Genomic DNA, 15,272 nt, shown 5'->3' with positions numbered 1-15,272 from the left:
CCTTTGGGGCGATGGCCGATGAGCGGCCGTCGCGGTTCGCGTTCAGTCCTAGAACATCGGTGCGACGAGCGGAACCTCCCGGGCGCCCCGATCAGCGATACTTGGTTGCGCCATGAAGTCGCCGCGCTTGAGCGAAAAGGAGGAGAGAAAGACGCGCCATCGGGGCGCCGGGTGATTCGCGATGACGCTCAGCCAGTTCCAGCGCATTCGCCGCTTCGTGCTTGGGGCAGGCATTCTTCTCGCCTTCGCCGCTCTTCTTTGCGTCGGATCAGCCTGGAGCGAGGAGATCCACGAAGAGATCGAGACGATCGGCCTTTGCCTGATCGCAGCGGGGATCGCCGGCCGCATCTGGTGCACCCTTTATATCGGGGGCCGGAAAGCGGCGGAGATCGTGGATATCGGTCCCTATTCGGTGACGCGCAATCCGCTTTATCTTTTCTCCACCGTCGCGGCGGCAGGCATGGGGGCGCAAACCGGGTCCCTCGCCATCGCGGTCTTGTTCGCGATGGGGTGCGCGGCGGCGTTCCAGCCGGTGATCCGCCGGGAGGAAACCTATCTCGGCGGCGTCTTCGGCGCGCCTTATGCAAGCTACGTCTCGCGCGTGCCGCGCTTCTGGCCGAACCCTTCCCTATTTCGGGACGCCGGAACTTTGCAGGTGACCACCAGCCGGATCTATCGAACCCTGACCGACGGCCTCGTCTTCTTCGTGTCGATCCCCGCCTTCGAATTCGTGGAATATCTTCAGGATCACGGCACGATCGCGATCTATCTCCACCTTTATTGAGGTGGAGAACGGAGAGCTCGAAGCTCGGTCGAAGAGAAAAGGGGTGGGAGGCTGGCACGATGACCCGTGCCGTGCTCGTTGGGGCTGCTTCCTTCCGGACCTGACCCGGTTGGCGAGTGGCTCGTCCACCACCAACCTCCCATCGCTCATATCGCTCTTCCGCCCGCCGATTGCAAGGAGGCCGCGAATTTAGAATGCTGCGAAGAATCAGGCGTCCCCTTTCTGGAGAACCGCTCTAGTTAGGCCCGAACGTTTTTCCGACCGATCGAGACAGAATGCGACGCTTCGCGCTGGACCCACGCCTCGAGAACGACACGCTTCCCGTAGTGCCCCTCGGGCTCTGCGACCTCCGGGTGATGAACGACGCCCGCTGGCCCTGGGCGATCCTGATCCCCAAGCGCCAGGACATCGTGGAATTCCACGACCTGTCGCCGCTCGACCAGACCATGCTGACCTTCGAGACCTCGCTCGTCGCCAAGGCGATGAAGCGCGTGACGCGGGCCGACAAGCTGAACATCGGCACCCTCGGCAATATCGTGTCGATGTTCCACCTTCATATCGTCGCCCGGAAAGCGGAGGACGCGAACTGGCCGGGGCCGGTCTGGGGTTTCGGCACGCGCGAGCCCTACGAGGAGGAAGCGCTGCAACGCTTCATCGCGGAACTCGAAGCCGAGGTGATGGCATCATGACGGTGCCGCGCATGGGCTTTGCCGCCAACAGCCTTTGGCGGGGCGGCGAAACGCGAACCGAGGAAACGCTGGAAGAGGCTCTGGCGCGGTTCGACGCACGCATCCACCTTCTGGGGCCGGCCGGCTGGCTGTCGCGAAACGGCACCTTCGCCTTCGCGCGCACCGAGGCCGAAGCGATGGACGCCAAGGACGCAACGCTGCTCGGCTTCGATGCGGACGGCGCGCCGACGGTGGTGATGCGCGTGGCGGGGGAAGCGCCGACCGGAACGGACGCCACGGGCCTGCGGGCACTGGCATCCACGGACGGGATCGATCCGGAACTCGAAGGCCGTCTCGGCCAGGGCGAGCATCTTTTGAACTGGCACCGCCGGACGCGCTTCTGCGGCGTTTGCGGCGGCGAAACGGTCGCGGAGGCTGCCGGCTACCGGCGGCGCTGCACGTCCTGCGGCGAAGCGCATTTCCCGCGCACCGACCCGGTCGCGATCATGCTCGTGCATGACGGGAAGGGCCGCGCGCTTCTCGGCCGGGGCGCGCATTTCGCGCCGCTGATGTGGTCGTGCCTCGCCGGCTTCGTGGAGTCCGGCGAAACGCTGGAAGCCGCCGTCCGGCGCGAAACGAAAGAAGAAGCGGGCATCGAGGTCGGTGGGGTCGCCTACCATTCCTCGCAGCCCTGGCCGTTCCCAGGTTCCCTGATGATCGGCTGCGTCGGGGAAGCCCTGACGAGCGAGATCACCTTCGACCATGCCGAACTCGAAGATTGCCGGTGGTTCACGCGCGAGGAAGTCGTGGCCATGCTGGAAGAGCGCCACCCGCAAGGGCTGACGCTTCCCAAACCCTTCGCCATCGCTCACCACCTCACCCGCGCCTTCGCATTAGGCGAGGTCGGCTGAAGCCTTATTCCGCCGCCGTCAAAAGCGCGTGGCGGTCGGGCGCGGCGCGGTAGACGCCGAGGTTTCGGAACTCGGCCGAAAAGAAGCGCAGTTCTTCCAAGGCCCGCGCCACCGCCGGATCGTGCGGATGGCCCTCGATATCGGCATAGAACAGGGTCGCCGCGAAGGTGCCGCCGATCTGGTAGCTTTCGAGCTTCGTCATGTTGATGCCGTTCGTGGCGAAGCCACCGAGCGCCTTGTAAAGGGCGGCCGGAATGTTGCGCACGCGAAACACGAAGGTCGTCACCACGTCGCGGCTGAGATAAGCGCGCCCGTTGGCGGCGGCATGGGGATCGCGCGCCGTCCAAAGGCTCAAGCGCCGCTCGTCGGGATCGGACAGGTCCACCCGGTCCGGATCGCGCAGGATCACGAAGCGCGTGACGTTGCTTTCCGAATCCTCGACGTTCCGCTCCAGGATGTCGAGGCCGTAGAGTTCGGCGGCAAGCTCGGGCGCGAGCGCCGCCTGGCTCGCATCGGACCCTTGCGAGACCTCGCGCGCCGCGCCGGCCGTATCGCCGGCGATCACGGCCTTCCAGCCGTTGCGGCGGATGAAGTCGCGGCATTGGCCGATGGCGTGGACATGGCTGTGGACGCTGCGGATCGCGGAACGCGGCGTTCCGCGCTTCACCATGAGCTGGAAATGGATCGGCATGAAATATTCGCCGACGATCTGCAGCCCCGAATCGGGCATCAGGCGATGGATGTCGGCGACGCGGCCCGCCAGCGTGTTCTCGATGGGAATCATCGCGTGGCTCGCTTCGCCGCTTTTCACCGCCGCGAAGGCGTCGTCGAAGGAGGGGCAGGGCAAGGGCTGCATCGCATCGCCGAAGACGGTGCGACAGGCCATGTCGGAATTGGCGCCCGGCTCGCCCTGGAAGGCGATTCTCGGCAATGGCGCGTTCATCGCACGGCTCCCGATGCGTAAAGGGCTCTGGCGCGCTCCAGATCTTCCGGCGCGTCGACGCCGAGCGGCACGGCCTTTACAATCCGGGCGTCGATCCGCATCCCGGCTTCCAGCGCGCGAAGCTGCTCCAGCTTCTCGCGCCGCTCCAGCGTCGAGGGACCGAGCGCGACGAAGCGCTCCAGCGCGGCGCGGCGATAGGCATAAAGGCCGACATGGTGGAACAAGGGCCCGTCGCCCCAGGGGGCGGTGGCCCGCGTAAAGTAAAGCGCGCGAAGCGAACGCGGTCCGATGGCCGAGCCGACGAGCTTCACGACATTGGGGTTCGTCTTCTCCCCTTCGGCCACGATCTCCACGCAAAGCGTCGCGATATCGCAGGAAGGTTCAGTGAAGGGTTCGAGCGCTTCGCGAATCAGTTCCGGCTCGATGGTCGGCAGATCGCCCTGTACGTTGACCACCGTTTCCGCCTCGCCGCGAGGATCGACGGCCTGCAGCGCTTCGAAGATGCGGTCGGAGCCGGACTGGTGCTCGACCTTCGTCATCACCGCCTCGAAGCCCGCTTGGCGCACCACGTCCGCGATCTCCTCGGTGTCCGTCGCCACCACGACGCGGCCGATGGCGGCGGCCGCCGCGCGTTCAGTGACGCGCAGGATCATGGGCTTGCCGGCGATATCGGCGAGCGGTTTGGCGGGCAGGCGCGTCGAGGCGTAGCGGGCGGGAATGAGAACAAGGGCGGTCATGAAGCAATCGTTTTTGGAAGAATACCAGACTACGGATTGAATGATCGCGGAGGCGATGCCAAAACAGGCCGCGGCGGGGCTTCCATACAGGGGTTCCGGCGAGGTTGCCAAGACAAGACGGATGGGTCTCCCGCGAGACTTCTGCCGTCGGCCGACGGGAGACGGCGTTTCCATGAACTCATTCGAGGCGAACAAGATCTTCGGCGCGGTGCTCGGGGTCGTTTTCGTTCTGTTCGGCGGCAGCCTTCTCGCGGAAGGATGGTTCCATTCCGAACTCCCCGAAAAGCCGGGCTATGCGATCGAAGGCGCCGCGACGCCGGCTGCCGCGGCCACCGGCGGCGCTTCCAACGAGGTGACGCCCGTCGCCCAGTTGCTCGCCAGCGCCAATGCCGATGCCGGTCTTGCCCAGTTCAAGAAGTGCCAGGCCTGCCATTCCGGCGAAAAGGGCGGCCCCAACAAGGTCGGCCCCGACCTTTGGGATCTGGTGGAGCGGCCGATCGCCACCCACGAGGGCTTTGCCTATTCGGCGGGTATGAAGGCCTACGCCGCGGAAGGCGACGGCAAGTGGGACTGGGACAAGCTGAACCACTTCATTCACGGCCCCAAGGACACCGTGAAGGGCACGGCCATGGGCTTTGCGGGCATCAAGAACGACAAGGATCGCGGCGACCTCCTCGCTTATCTGCGCACCCTGTCGGACAGCCCGAAGGCCCTGCCCACCGCCGAAGCCGCGCCTGCGCCCGAAGGCGGCGCGCCGGCTCCGGAAGCTCCGGCAGGCGCCACGACCAATCCAGGCGAGGACAGCCAGCCGCAGGCGCCCGCCGCCGGCACCGGCGCGACCCCGGCCCAGCCTTCCACGCCGCCGGCCCCCGCTCCCGCTCCTTGAGGGCGGGCGTCACCGGGCCGTCACGGCGGCAGCGAAGCGTTTGCGGAACCTAAACTTTCGTTTATCGCCTTGGCTTGCCGAAGGATGGCCACAAAATCCGTCTGACGTGCCCCAACCGACCCGGAGAGCCCGTTGACGAACTTCCTGCCGTCCCGCCGCCATGTCCTTCTTGGCGGAGCGAGCCTCGTTCTCGCCCCGCGCCTCGCCTTTGCCGAAGACGCCGCGCCAAGCGCGGCGGAAAAAGCGCCGATCCAGCCGGCCGCGCCGGAAGCCGCCGCGACCCGGCAATGGCGCACCGGGCTCAGTCTCATCGGCGAGCCGAAATACGCTGCCGGCTTCGAGCGCTTCGACTATGTCAACGCGCAGGCGCCGAAGGGCGGATCGATCCGGCTCAGCGAGACCGGCTCCTTCGACACCTTGAACCCGATCCTCTCCAAGGGCGATCCCGGCGCCGGCATCGGCCTCCCCTTCGACACGTTGATGAAGGCCTCCGAAGACGAGGTGTCGACCGAATACGGCCTTCTGGCGGACGGGGTTTCCTATCCCGAGGACTATTCCTCCGTGACCTACCGCCTTCATCCGCAGGCCAGATGGCACGACGGCAAGCCGGTGACGCCCGAAGACGTCGTTTGGAGCTTCACGCAGCTTAAAGAACTGAACCCGAGCCAGGGCTTCTACTACCGCCACGTCGCCTCGGCCGCGCAAACGGGCGAGCGCGAGGTGACCTTCACCTTCGACGAGAAGAACAATCGCGAACTGCCCAACATCGTCGGTCAGCTCATCGTCCTGCCGAAGCACTGGTGGACGGGCACGGACGCGAACGGCCGGCAGCGCTCGATCAGCGAGACCACGCTGGAGCCGCCGCTCGGCTCGGGTCCCTACAAGGTCGCCTCGGTGAATGCCGGCCGCGGCATCGTCTTCGAGCGCGTGGAGGATTACTGGGGCGCCGATCTGCCGGTGAATGTCGGCCAGAACAATGTCGATCGGATCGAGTACGTTTATTTCCGCGACGACTCGGTGGCCTTCGAAGCCTTCAAGGCCAACCAGTTCGACTACTGGTTCGAGTTGCGGGCCTCGCGCTGGGCGACGGCCTACGACTTTCCGGCGGTGCGCGACGGCTTCGTGAAAAAGGAGCGTTACGAGAACCCCTATCGAACGGCCGGACTGATGATCGGCTTCGTTCCGAACCTGCGCAGACCCTTGTTCCAGGACCTGCGCGTGCGTCAGGCCATGAACTACGCGCTCGACTTCGAGACGATGCAGCGGACGCTGTTCTATGGCGAGTACAAGCGGCCGAATTCCTTCTTCTTCAACTCCGATCTGGCCTCGTCCGGCGTGCCCGAGGGGCAGGAACTGGCCTTTCTGGAGCCGTTGAAGGGCAAGATTCCCGACAGCGTCTTCACCGCGCCTTACGAAAATCCGGTCGGCGGCGACAACACCAAGATTCGCGACAACCTGCGCCGGGCCGTGCAACTCCTGAAGGAAGCGGGCTGGGAGCAGAAGGGCGGGCGGCTGGTGAATGCCCAGACCGACGCGCCCTTCGCCTTCGAGATCATCCTCAACGGCGACACGCTCGGCGGCATGGTCGGCCAGTACCAGCAGAGCCTGAAGCGCATCGGCATCGAGATGACGATCCGACCGGTCGATCCCTCGCAATACATCAACCGCATCCGCGCCCGCGAATACGACATGATCTATACCGGCCTCGCTCAGTCGCTTTCGCCCGGCAACGAGCAATACGACTACTGGAGTTCGGGCGCCGCCGATCAGGCCGCTTCGCAGAACTATGCCGGCATCAAGAACACGGCCGTTGATCAGCTCATCACCAATGTCGTGCAGGCCAAGGATCGCGACACGCTCGTTGCCGCCACCAAGGCCCTCGACCGCGTGCTTCTCGCCAACCAGTACATGATCCCGAGCTATGTCGGCGTGGATGCGCGGATCGCGCTTTGGGACCGCTTCTCGCACCCGGAAAAACTGCCGGAATATTCCATCGGCTGGCCGGCGCTCTGGTGGTACGACGAAGCCAAGGCCGCCAAAATCCCGGCACCGCGCACGTGAGCGCCCTCCTTTTTTCGCGCCGCCGCTTCGGGCAGATGATGCTGGCGGCCGGCGGCGCGGCGGCCTTGCCGAAGGTGCTGTTCGCGCAAACCCCGACCGACACGCCGGTCCACGGCTTGTCGGCCTTCGGCGACCTGAAATACGCGGCCGACTTCACCCATTTCGGCTACGCCAACCCGGACGCCCCAGCCGGCGGGGCGATGCATCTCGACGTCGCCTACTGGATCGGCAACCAGAACCCGCAGACCTTCGACACGCTGAACACCTTCGTTCTCCAGGGCAACGCGCCGCCCCGGATGGAGAAGCTCTACGACACGCTGATGACCTCGGCGCTGGACGAGCCCGACGCGATCTACGGCGCGTTGGCGCAAAGCGTCTCGATCTCCGCTGATCGCAACTCGTACACCCTGACGCTCAGGCCCGAAGCGACTTTCTCCACCGGCGCGAAAGTCACGGCCGAGGATGTCGTCTTCTCGTACCTCACCATGAAGGACAAAGGGCATCCGAGCCTCGCCATCACGCTGCGGCCTTTGACGGAGGCTGTTGCCGAGGACGAACGCACCGTGCGCCTCGTTTTTTCAGGCCGCCAAACGCCCGTCGAGGTTCTGGAAGCCTTGGGCAGCATCCTCATCGTCCCTAAAGCCTTCTTCGCTTCCCGCGAGTTCGAGCGCACGGGCCTGACCGAGATTCCCGGCAGCGGGCGTTACAAGATCAAGCGCTTCGAGACCGGCCGCTTCATCGAATACGAGCGACGCGAGGATTACTGGGCGAGGGACCTGCCCTTCGCGCGCGGCCTCGATCATTTCGGCACGCTGCGGATCGACTTCTTCCGCGACCGGCAGCCGGCGCTGGAAGCCTTCAAGAAGGGCCAGATCACTTATCGCGAGGAATTCACGACGCGGAGCTGGGCGACCGAATACGATTTTCCCGCCGTGCGCGAACGCCGTGTCCTCAAGACCGAATTCCCGGAAGAAAAGCGCCCGCGCTTCCAGTGCTGGGCGCTGAACCAGCGGCGGGAGCGCTTCCGCGATACGCGCGTGCGCCGCGCGATCAACATGTGCTTCGACTTCGAATGGACGAACGCCAACCTTCTCTTCAATCTGCGCGACCATTCGGATTCGCCCTTCGAGGGCTCGGTCTACAAAGCCGAGGGCAAGCCTTCGCCGGAAGAGCTGGCGGTGCTCGAGCCCTTGCGCGGCAAGGTGCCGGACGAGGTTTTCGGCGAGGTCTGGGTGCAGCCGGTCTCCGACCGTTCGGGCAACGACAGGAAGCTCCTGCGCGAAGCCGTGCGCCTTTTCAACGAGGCCGGCTGGACGCAAAAGAACGGCCGCCTCATGAACGAGAAGGGCGAGGCCTTCACGCTCGAATTCCTGATCAACGGCACCGAGCAGCAGCGGGTCTACGCCAAGTTCTTCGAAACGCTGCGCCGCATCGGCGTGGACGCTTCCTTCCGGCTCGTGGACGACGCGCAATACCAGGACCGGCGCAACCGGTTCGACTACGACATGATGCTGATCGCCTTTTCCCTGACGGCGACGCCGACGCGCCAGAGCCTCGAGCTCTTCTTCGGCTCGAAACAGCGCGACGTTCCGGGCTCCTACAATTTCGCCGGCATGGGGGACGAGGGCGTCGACGCGCTTGTCGAGATCGTCGGCGCGGCGAAGGATCGCGCTACGTACACGAGCGCCATGCGCTGCCTCGACCGCGTGCTTCGCGCCCGCCTCGATTATCTGCCGAACATCAATGCCGGCGTTCACCGCGTCGCCCATTGGGACATGTTCGGCTTCGCGCCGACGAAGCCGGATTATGCCTTTCCGGTGGAGTCGCTCTGGTGGTACGACGAAGCGAAGGCCAAGGCGATCGGGCGGGCTTAACCCGAACGATCCGACGAAGCCTTTAAAGCTGCGACCGAAAGAGGTTCATGGGCGCCTATATCCTCCGACGCCTTCTCCTGATGATCCCGACGCTTTTCGGCATCATGGCGATTTCCTTCGTGGTGATCCAGTTCGCGCCCGGCGGGCCGGTGGAACAGGTGATCGCCAACCTTTCCGGCCAGGGCGGCGGCGCGGCCGACCGCGTCGGCGGCGGGGCGGGTGATTTCGGGGGCCAGAACGGCAGCGGCGAGGCGTCCGGCTATCGCGGCGCGCAGGGACTCGACCCCGCCTTCATCGCCAAGCTCGAACAGCAGTTCGGCTTCGACAAGCCGCCGCTGGAACGCTTCGGCCTGATGATCTGGAACTACCTACGCTTCGATTTCGGCGAAAGCTATTTCCGCTCGGTTTCCGTGATCGACCTCATCGTCGAAAAGATGCCGGTCTCGATCTCGCTGGGGCTCTGGATCACGCTTCTTTCCTACGGCATCTCGATCCCGCTCGGCATCCGCAAGGCGGTGAAGGACGGCAGCGTCTTCGACGTCTGGACCTCGGCGGTCGTGATCGTCGCCTATGCCGTGCCGGGCTTCCTGTTCGGCGTCCTTCTCATCGTCCTCTTCGCCGGCGGTTCCTTCTACGACTGGTTTCCCCTGTCGGGCCTCACCTCCGACAACTGGGCGCAACTTTCGTGGCCAGAGCGCATCCTCGACTATTTCTGGCACCTGACGCTGCCCCTCATCGCGATGTCCCTGTCGGCCTTCGCCACCACGACGCTTCTGACGAAGAACTCGTTTCTCGATGAGATCCGAAAGCAATATGTGGTGACGGCGCGCGCCAAGGGCCTCTCGGAGCGGCGCGTCCTTTACGGCCACGTCTTCCGCAACGCCATGCTGATCGTCATCGCCGGCTTCCCGAGCGCCTTCATCTCGGCCTTCTTCACCGGCTCGCTCCTGATCGAGACGATCTTCTCGCTCGACGGCCTGGGGTTGCTGGGCTTCGACAGCGTCTACAAGCGCGATTATCCGGTGGTCTTCGCGACCCTCTACATCTTCTCCCTGATCGGCCTTTTGACCTCGCTCCTGTCCGACCTCACCTACACCTGGATCGATCCGCGCATCGATTTCGAAAGCCGGCGGGTCTGAGCCATGGATCGTCCCGAACCCGACACCCGTGAAACCGTCCCCGCGCCGATCGAAGCGCGCGAGGATCGCACCATCGACACGGCCGGCACCGCGCAGATGGCTCCGTCCGCCATGGTCACGCGTTCACGCCTGTCGCCGCTCAACCGGCGGCGGCTGGAGAACTTCAAGGCGAACCGGCGCGGACTCTGGGCCTTCTGGATCTTCGCCGTCCTGTTCGTAGTGACTCTCTTCGCCGAAGGCATCGCCAACGACCGGCCGCTTCTCGTCCAGTACAAGGGCGAGTTCTACTACCCGCTCGTGACCGACTACCCGGAGGAAACGTTCGGCGGCTTCCTGCCGACCACGAACTATCGCGACCCCTTCATCCAGGAGGAAGTCGGCGCGAACGGTTGGATGATCTGGCCGCCGATCCGCTATTCCTATCGGACCGTCAACAACGAGATCCCGACCAACGCCCCTTCCCCGCCCTGGTGGCTCCTGTCGAAAGAGGACCGCTGCGCGAAGTACCCGAACGGCGTTTCGGACGTGAACTGCACGATCGGCAATTGGAACTGGCTCGGCACCGACGATCAGGCGCGCGACGTCCTCGCCCGCATCATCTACGGCTTCCGCATCTCGGTTCTGTTCGGCCTGGTGCTCACCTTCTTCTCCGCGCTCGTCGGCGTGTCGGCCGGGGCGGTGCAAGGCTATTTCGGCGGCTGGACCGACCTCATCTTCCAGCGCTTCATCGAAATCTGGTCATCCATCCCGACGCTCTTCGTGCTTCTCATCATCGCCTCGATCCTGCCGCCGGGCTTCTGGATTCTCCTCGGCATCATGCTTCTGTTCTCCTGGGTGTCCTTCGTCGGCGTGGTCAGGGCGGAGTTCCTCAGGGCGCGCAACTTCGAATATGTGAACGCGGCGCGCGCGCTGGGCGTCAAGGACCGCACGATCATCGTCCGCCACCTCCTGCCGAACGCGATGGTGGCGACGCTGACCTTCCTGCCCTTCATCCTCAACGGCTCGATCACGACGCTGACCTCGCTCGACTTCCTCGGTTTCGGCCTGCCGCCCGGCTCGCCGTCGCTGGGCGAACTCCTTCAGCAGGGCAAGAACAACCAGACCGCCCCCTGGCTCGGCATTTCCGGTTTCCTCGTCCTATCTTTGATGCTGTCGCTTCTCGTTTTCGTCGGCGAAGCCGTGCGCGACGCCTTCGACCCGAGGAAGACGTTCAGGTAAGGTGACGGCCATGAGCGAAGCCAGGACACGCGTCGTGCTTGAGAATTATCCGGCGGAGAAGCTGCCGGACGACATGCGGGGCGATTTCTCCGCCGACGATGCGGTTCAGATCACGATCGAAAAGCAACCCGAAAAGAACGTCTGGGACGACTTCCTGGAAAGGGTGCGCTCGTATCACGAGGCCAATCCCGGAAAGTCGGTTACGTCCGAGGAAGCCGTCGCACGTGTCAGAGCCATCCGGGACGAATGGGATTGACGGTTTCGATCTACCTCGACGCCAATGCTCTTATCGAGGCCGTCGAACACGAGGAGATGGCGGGCCTCGATTTCATACGGCAGCAATCTCTGGAGGGTCTGCGGTTCATCACGAGCGAACTGACTTGGGCAGAAATTTCGATAAAGCCCCTGAAGGAACGGGATACGGCACTCAGCGATCTTTATGAGGAGTTGATCTTCGGGGGCCGCCTGATGACGTCCATCGCAGTCGATCGATCCGTGTTGCGCAAGAGCGTGGAAGTCCGTGCCTGGCTCGGGGGCAAGCTTCCCGATACGATCCATGTCGCAAGCGCCATCGTGACGGAATGCCGACTTGTCGTTTCCTCCGATCGCCGGCTCCGAATACCTCACGGCATCGAACGGATTTCCTTGATGGACCTGATGCGAGAAAAGACAGCGCCATGACCCCGAACAGCCATGGCGTTCCTCATCGAGACCACGACCATTCCCACGACCACGGCCATTCGCACGACCATGCGGGGATGGCGTCGGAAAAGCGCGTCGCGATCGCGGCGGTGCTGACCGGCCTCTTCATGCTGGCGGAGATCGCCGGCGGGCTCATATCGGGCTCGCTCGCGCTTCTGGCGGATGCCGGGCATATGTTCGTGGACTTCGCGGGTCTCGCGCTCGCCTGGCTCGCCTTCCGCATCGCGCGCCGTCCTGCCGATGCGGCTAAGACCTACGGCTACGACCGCTTCCAGATTCTCGTCGCCTATTCCAACGGCTTGGTTCTCTTCGGCATCACCGCGATCATCGCCTTCGAAGCCTGGGAGCGGCTGGCCAATCCAGCCCCGGTTCTCGGCGGCACGATGCTCGTCGTCGCCATCGGCGGCCTTCTCGTCAACATCGCGGCCTTCTTCGTTCTGCACGGCGGAGATCAGGACGATCTCAACCTCAAGGGCGCGCTTCTCCATGTCGCGGGCGATCTCCTGGGCTCGGTCGCGGCCATCGCGGCGGCGATCGTCATCCTCGCCACCGGCTGGACGCCGATCGACCCGATCCTGTCGGTGCTCGTCTGCCTCCTGATCCTCACCAACGCATGGCGGCTCGTGCGCGATGCCGGCCACATCCTTCTGGAAGGAACGCCCGCCGGCGTCGATTCCACCGCGATCGGCCCGCATCTGGTGGCCACCGTTCCGTCCGTCAGCGCGGTGCATCACGTTCACGTTTGGGCGATCACACCGAAACGCAAGGCGGCGACGCTCCATGCCTGCGTGGCGGAAGGCAATGACGGCACGCAGGCCGTGCGCGGCATCAAGCAGGAACTCGGCCGCCGCTTCGACATCAGCCACGTGACCGTCGAGATCGAGCACGACCTCTGCGCCGATGCCGACACCCACGACCACGACCACGACCACGACCACGACCACGACCACGACCACGGTCATCACAGCCATTCGCATGGCAATCACGATCATTCGGATCATGCGCATGACGCGAATTCGAGCGGGAAAGGAGTGGCGGCATGAGCGCGCTGGAAGCAACGCCCGCGGTGGCGGAAGCTCCGCTTCTCGACGTGCGCGACTTGTCCGTCGCCTTTCACGGCGGCGGGCGGACCTCGCTTGCCGTCGACCGCGTGTCCTTTTCGATCAAGCCCGGCGAGACATTGGCGCTGGTGGGCGAGTCCGGTTCCGGCAAGTCCGTTTCTGCCCTGTCGATCCTGAAGCTCCTGCCTTATCCGGCCGCGAGCCATCCCGGCGGCGAGATCCGGTTCGGGGGCGAGAACCTCATCGGCATGGACGAGAAGGCTCTGCGCCGGGTGCGCGGCAACAAGATCTCGATGATCTTCCAAGAGCCGATGACCTCGCTGAACCCGCTTCACACGATCGAGCGGCAAGTGGGCGAAATCCTCAAAGTTCACCGGGGGCTCGGCACCAAAGAAACGGGCGAGCGTGTGCTCGAACTCCTCCGGCAGGTCGGCATCCGCGATCCAGAGAAACGGCTCGGCGCTTATCCGCACCAACTGTCCGGTGGCCAGCGCCAGCGCGTGATGATCGCCATGGCGCTCGCCAACGAGCCCGATCTCCTCGTCGCCGACGAGCCGACAACGGCGCTCGACGTCACCGTCCAGGCGCAGATCCTCGAACTCCTGAAGGTGCAGCAGCAGAAGCGCCGCATGGCGATGCTGTTCATCACCCACGATCTCGGCATTGTCCGGCGCATCGCCGACCGCGTCTGTGTGATGTACAAGGGCCGGATCGTCGAGGAAGGCCCGACGGAGCGCATCTTCGCTTCGCCACAACATGAATACACCAAGCGGCTTCTGGCGGCCGAACCGAAGGGCCGCCCGCCCGCCGCCAATGCCAACGCGCCTGTCGTGATGGAAGGACGGGACGTGAAGGTGTGGTTTCCGATCCGCACCGGCTTCTTCCGGCGCGTGTCCGACCATGTGAAGGCGGTGGACGGCATCGACCTGACGGTCCGCGCCGGACAGACGGTCGGCGTCGTCGGCGAGTCGGGATCGGGCAAGACGACGCTCGGCCTCGCCCTCACCCGCATGATCTCGTCGCAAGGCCATATCGCCTTCGAGGGCAACCGGATCGACGACCGCTCCTTCGGCGCGATGCGACCGCTTCGCGAGCGCGTCCAGATCGTGTTCCAGGACCCGTTCGGTTCGCTGTCCCCGCGCATGTCCATCGCCGACATCGTCGGGGAAGGCCTGGAGGTCCATGCGCGCAAACTCTCCGCCGACGAACGGGACGCCCGCGTCGTCTCCGCGCTGGAAGAGGTCGGGCTCGACCCCGAGGCTCGCTTCCGCTACCCGCACGAATTTTCCGGCGGCCAGCGCCAGCGCGTCGCCATCGCGCGCGCCATGGTGCTGAACCCGCGCTTCGTCATGCTGGACGAGCCGACCTCGGCGCTCGACATGAGCGTCCAGGCACAGGTGGTCGATCTTCTGCGCGACCTCCAGCGGAAGCACGATCTGGCCTATCTCTTCATCAGTCACGACCTGAAGGTGGTGCGCGCGCTCGCCAACGAGGTGATCGTGATGCGCAACGGGCAGGTGGTGGAGCGGGGGCCGGCGGAGGACATCTTCGAGCGTCCGCAAACCGACTACACCAAGGCGCTGATGGCCGCCGCCTTCCGCATCGAAACCACGAGAACGGACGCCGCCTCGCAATGAGCGCCACCCATTACCGCGATCTCCTGGCCGACCAGTCGCTCGACGTCGAGATCCTCAAGCGCGAACGGCTGTGCGACGGGTTTCGCAACTTCGAGGCGGTGACGGTGACGCACCAGTCGCTGGACGGGGCATCGCGCATCGGCCCCTTGCGCCGCGAGCTTCTGTCCACCGGCTCGGTGGTGGTGGTGGTGCCCTACGATCCGGTGCTCGACGCCATCGTGGTGATCCGCCAGTTCCGCATCGGCGCGGCCTTGAAGACGCCGAACGCCGCGGCGCTGGAACTGCCGGCCGGCGTCGTGGACGAGGGCGAGGAGCCGGACGCCTCGGCCGCGCGCGAACTCTTCGAGGAAAGCGGACTTCAGGCCAAGACACTCGAGCGCTGCTTCACCATGCTGCCCTCGCCGGGCCTCACCGACGAGCATGCGATCGTTTATCTCGCCATCGTGGATGCCTCCGAACTCGAAGCCTCGACCGGCCTTGCCGAAGAGCACGAGGACATCCGGCCGATCGCCGCGCCGGCGGAAGCGCTGATCGCGGCCGTGGACGAAGGGCGGATCGAGAACGGCTTCCTGATCGCCTGCACGCACTGGTTCGCCCGAAAGGGTCGTCTTCGCGCCAACGCGCTCGCCGCCAGCCTAGAGGCTGGCTAAG

15 protein-coding genes and 1 other RNA gene are annotated in these 15,272 nt (G+C 64.9%); 13 read left to right on the top strand and 3 right to left on the bottom strand.

Features of this window, described 5'->3' with window-relative positions; translation table 11 throughout:
• Nucleotides 1–181 precede the first annotated feature (181 nt).
• The gene (locus tag F9929_RS00390) at nucleotides 182–784 is read left to right on the top strand and encodes a methyltransferase family protein (protein WP_152044552.1); all 603 of its coding nucleotides are present in this window, start codon (nucleotides 182–184) and stop codon (nucleotides 782–784) included.
• Nucleotides 785–827: 43 nt separating this feature from the next.
• Here the strand turns inward: F9929_RS00390 and ffs are convergent.
• Nucleotides 828–924, bottom strand: an RNA gene (ffs, locus tag F9929_RS00385) — signal recognition particle sRNA small type.
• Nucleotides 925–1,059: 135 nt separating this feature from the next.
• On the opposite strand from ffs, the gene F9929_RS00380 reads away from it, so the two are divergent.
• A complete protein-coding gene (locus F9929_RS00380) occupies nucleotides 1,060–1,473 on the top strand; it encodes an HIT domain-containing protein (protein WP_152044551.1) in 414 nt (137 codons plus the stop codon).
• Complete coding sequence (nudC, locus tag F9929_RS00375) at nucleotides 1,470–2,363, top strand: NAD(+) diphosphatase (RefSeq protein WP_152044550.1); 894 nt, start codon at nucleotides 1,470–1,472, stop codon at nucleotides 2,361–2,363. The genes F9929_RS00380 and nudC overlap by 4 nt, the downstream gene beginning before the upstream one ends.
• Before the next feature lie 4 nt (nucleotides 2,364–2,367).
• Here nudC and F9929_RS00370 read toward each other — a convergent pair whose 3' ends face one another.
• Together F9929_RS00370 and F9929_RS00365 are read right to left on the bottom strand one after the other, a co-directional pair.
• Nucleotides 2,368–3,306 carry a prephenate dehydratase gene (locus F9929_RS00370; RefSeq protein ID WP_152044549.1) on the bottom strand — a complete coding sequence of 313 codons (939 nt, stop codon included), beginning with the start codon at nucleotides 3,304–3,306 and terminating at the stop codon, nucleotides 2,368–2,370.
• Nucleotides 3,303–4,043 (bottom strand): 3-deoxy-manno-octulosonate cytidylyltransferase, encoded by a 741-nt coding sequence (locus F9929_RS00365; protein WP_152044548.1) that lies wholly within the window; start codon nucleotides 4,041–4,043, stop codon nucleotides 3,303–3,305. The genes F9929_RS00370 and F9929_RS00365 overlap by 4 nt, the downstream gene beginning before the upstream one ends.
• Nucleotides 4,044–4,215: 172 nt before the next feature.
• Here F9929_RS00365 and F9929_RS00360 point away from each other — a divergent pair, with 172 nt between their 5' ends.
• The 10 genes from F9929_RS00360 (at nucleotide 4,216) to F9929_RS00315 (ending at nucleotide 15,271) form a co-directional block, all read left to right on the top strand.
• Nucleotides 4,216–4,929, top strand: coding sequence for a c-type cytochrome (locus F9929_RS00360; protein ID WP_152044547.1), 714 nt, complete (start codon nucleotides 4,216–4,218; stop codon nucleotides 4,927–4,929).
• A gap of 132 nt (nucleotides 4,930–5,061) precedes the next feature.
• A complete protein-coding gene (locus F9929_RS00355; protein WP_152044546.1) occupies nucleotides 5,062–6,990 on the top strand; it encodes an extracellular solute-binding protein in 1,929 nt (642 codons plus the stop codon).
• Entirely contained in the window at nucleotides 6,987–8,864 is a 1,878-nt protein-coding gene (locus F9929_RS00350; protein ID WP_235918914.1) for an extracellular solute-binding protein, read from the top strand. Before F9929_RS00355 ends, F9929_RS00350 begins: the two co-directional genes overlap by 4 nt.
• A 47-nt stretch (nucleotides 8,865–8,911) precedes the next feature.
• Complete coding sequence (locus F9929_RS00345; protein ID WP_152044545.1) at nucleotides 8,912–10,003, top strand: microcin C ABC transporter permease YejB; 1,092 nt, start codon at nucleotides 8,912–8,914, stop codon at nucleotides 10,001–10,003.
• Nucleotides 10,004–10,099: 96 nt separating this feature from the next.
• Complete coding sequence (locus F9929_RS00340) at nucleotides 10,100–11,221, top strand: ABC transporter permease (protein WP_152045173.1); 1,122 nt, start codon at nucleotides 10,100–10,102, stop codon at nucleotides 11,219–11,221.
• A gap of 10 nt (nucleotides 11,222–11,231) precedes the next feature.
• Nucleotides 11,232–11,477 carry a hypothetical protein gene (locus tag F9929_RS00335; RefSeq protein ID WP_152044544.1) on the top strand — a complete coding sequence of 82 codons (246 nt, stop codon included), beginning with the start codon at nucleotides 11,232–11,234 and terminating at the stop codon, nucleotides 11,475–11,477.
• The gene (locus F9929_RS00330; protein WP_193227555.1) at nucleotides 11,474–11,902 is read left to right on the top strand and encodes a type II toxin-antitoxin system VapC family toxin; all 429 of its coding nucleotides are present in this window, start codon (nucleotides 11,474–11,476) and stop codon (nucleotides 11,900–11,902) included. The genes F9929_RS00335 and F9929_RS00330 overlap by 4 nt, the downstream gene beginning before the upstream one ends.
• On the top strand, nucleotides 11,899–12,966 hold the full coding sequence (locus F9929_RS00325; RefSeq protein WP_152044542.1) for a cation diffusion facilitator family transporter: 1,068 nt from the start codon (nucleotides 11,899–11,901) through the stop codon (nucleotides 12,964–12,966). Before F9929_RS00330 ends, F9929_RS00325 begins: the two co-directional genes overlap by 4 nt.
• Nucleotides 12,963–14,621: an ABC transporter ATP-binding protein gene (locus F9929_RS00320; RefSeq protein WP_152044541.1), complete on the top strand. Its 1,659-nt coding sequence runs from the start codon at nucleotides 12,963–12,965 to the stop codon at nucleotides 14,619–14,621. The genes F9929_RS00325 and F9929_RS00320 overlap by 4 nt, the downstream gene beginning before the upstream one ends.
• A complete protein-coding gene (locus tag F9929_RS00315; protein ID WP_152044540.1) occupies nucleotides 14,618–15,271 on the top strand; it encodes an NUDIX domain-containing protein in 654 nt (217 codons plus the stop codon). Before F9929_RS00320 ends, F9929_RS00315 begins: the two co-directional genes overlap by 4 nt.
• Nucleotide 15,272 lies beyond the last annotated feature (1 nt).

The organism is Aureimonas psammosilenae (genome assembly GCF_009176975.1).
Taxonomy (GTDB): Bacteria; Pseudomonadota; Alphaproteobacteria; order Rhizobiales; family Rhizobiaceae; genus Plantimonas; species Plantimonas psammosilenae.
The sequence above is the reverse complement of the archived record's forward strand: the minus strand, read 5'-3'. Positions and strand labels throughout refer to the sequence as shown.

Coding starts and splice junctions, on each gene's coding strand:
- F9929_RS00335 (WP_152044544.1), top strand. CDS start 11,232: ATGAGCGAAGCCAGGACACGCGTCGTGCTTGAGAATTATCCGGCGGAG.
- F9929_RS00365 (WP_152044548.1), bottom strand. CDS start 4,043: ATGACCGCCCTTGTTCTCATTCCCGCCCGCTACGCCTCGACGCGCCTG.
- F9929_RS00380 (WP_152044551.1), top strand. CDS start 1,060: ATGCGACGCTTCGCGCTGGACCCACGCCTCGAGAACGACACGCTTCCC.
- F9929_RS00360 (WP_152044547.1), top strand. CDS start 4,216: ATGAACTCATTCGAGGCGAACAAGATCTTCGGCGCGGTGCTCGGGGTC.
- nudC (WP_152044550.1), top strand. CDS start 1,470: ATGACGGTGCCGCGCATGGGCTTTGCCGCCAACAGCCTTTGGCGGGGC.
- F9929_RS00340 (WP_152045173.1), top strand. CDS start 10,100: ATGGCTCCGTCCGCCATGGTCACGCGTTCACGCCTGTCGCCGCTCAAC.
- F9929_RS00320 (WP_152044541.1), top strand. CDS start 12,963: ATGAGCGCGCTGGAAGCAACGCCCGCGGTGGCGGAAGCTCCGCTTCTC.
- F9929_RS00370 (WP_152044549.1), bottom strand. CDS start 3,306: ATGAACGCGCCATTGCCGAGAATCGCCTTCCAGGGCGAGCCGGGCGCC.
- F9929_RS00315 (WP_152044540.1), top strand. CDS start 14,618: ATGAGCGCCACCCATTACCGCGATCTCCTGGCCGACCAGTCGCTCGAC.
- F9929_RS00390 (WP_152044552.1), top strand. CDS start 182: ATGACGCTCAGCCAGTTCCAGCGCATTCGCCGCTTCGTGCTTGGGGCA.
- F9929_RS00345 (WP_152044545.1), top strand. CDS start 8,912: ATGGGCGCCTATATCCTCCGACGCCTTCTCCTGATGATCCCGACGCTT.
- F9929_RS00325 (WP_152044542.1), top strand. CDS start 11,899: ATGACCCCGAACAGCCATGGCGTTCCTCATCGAGACCACGACCATTCC.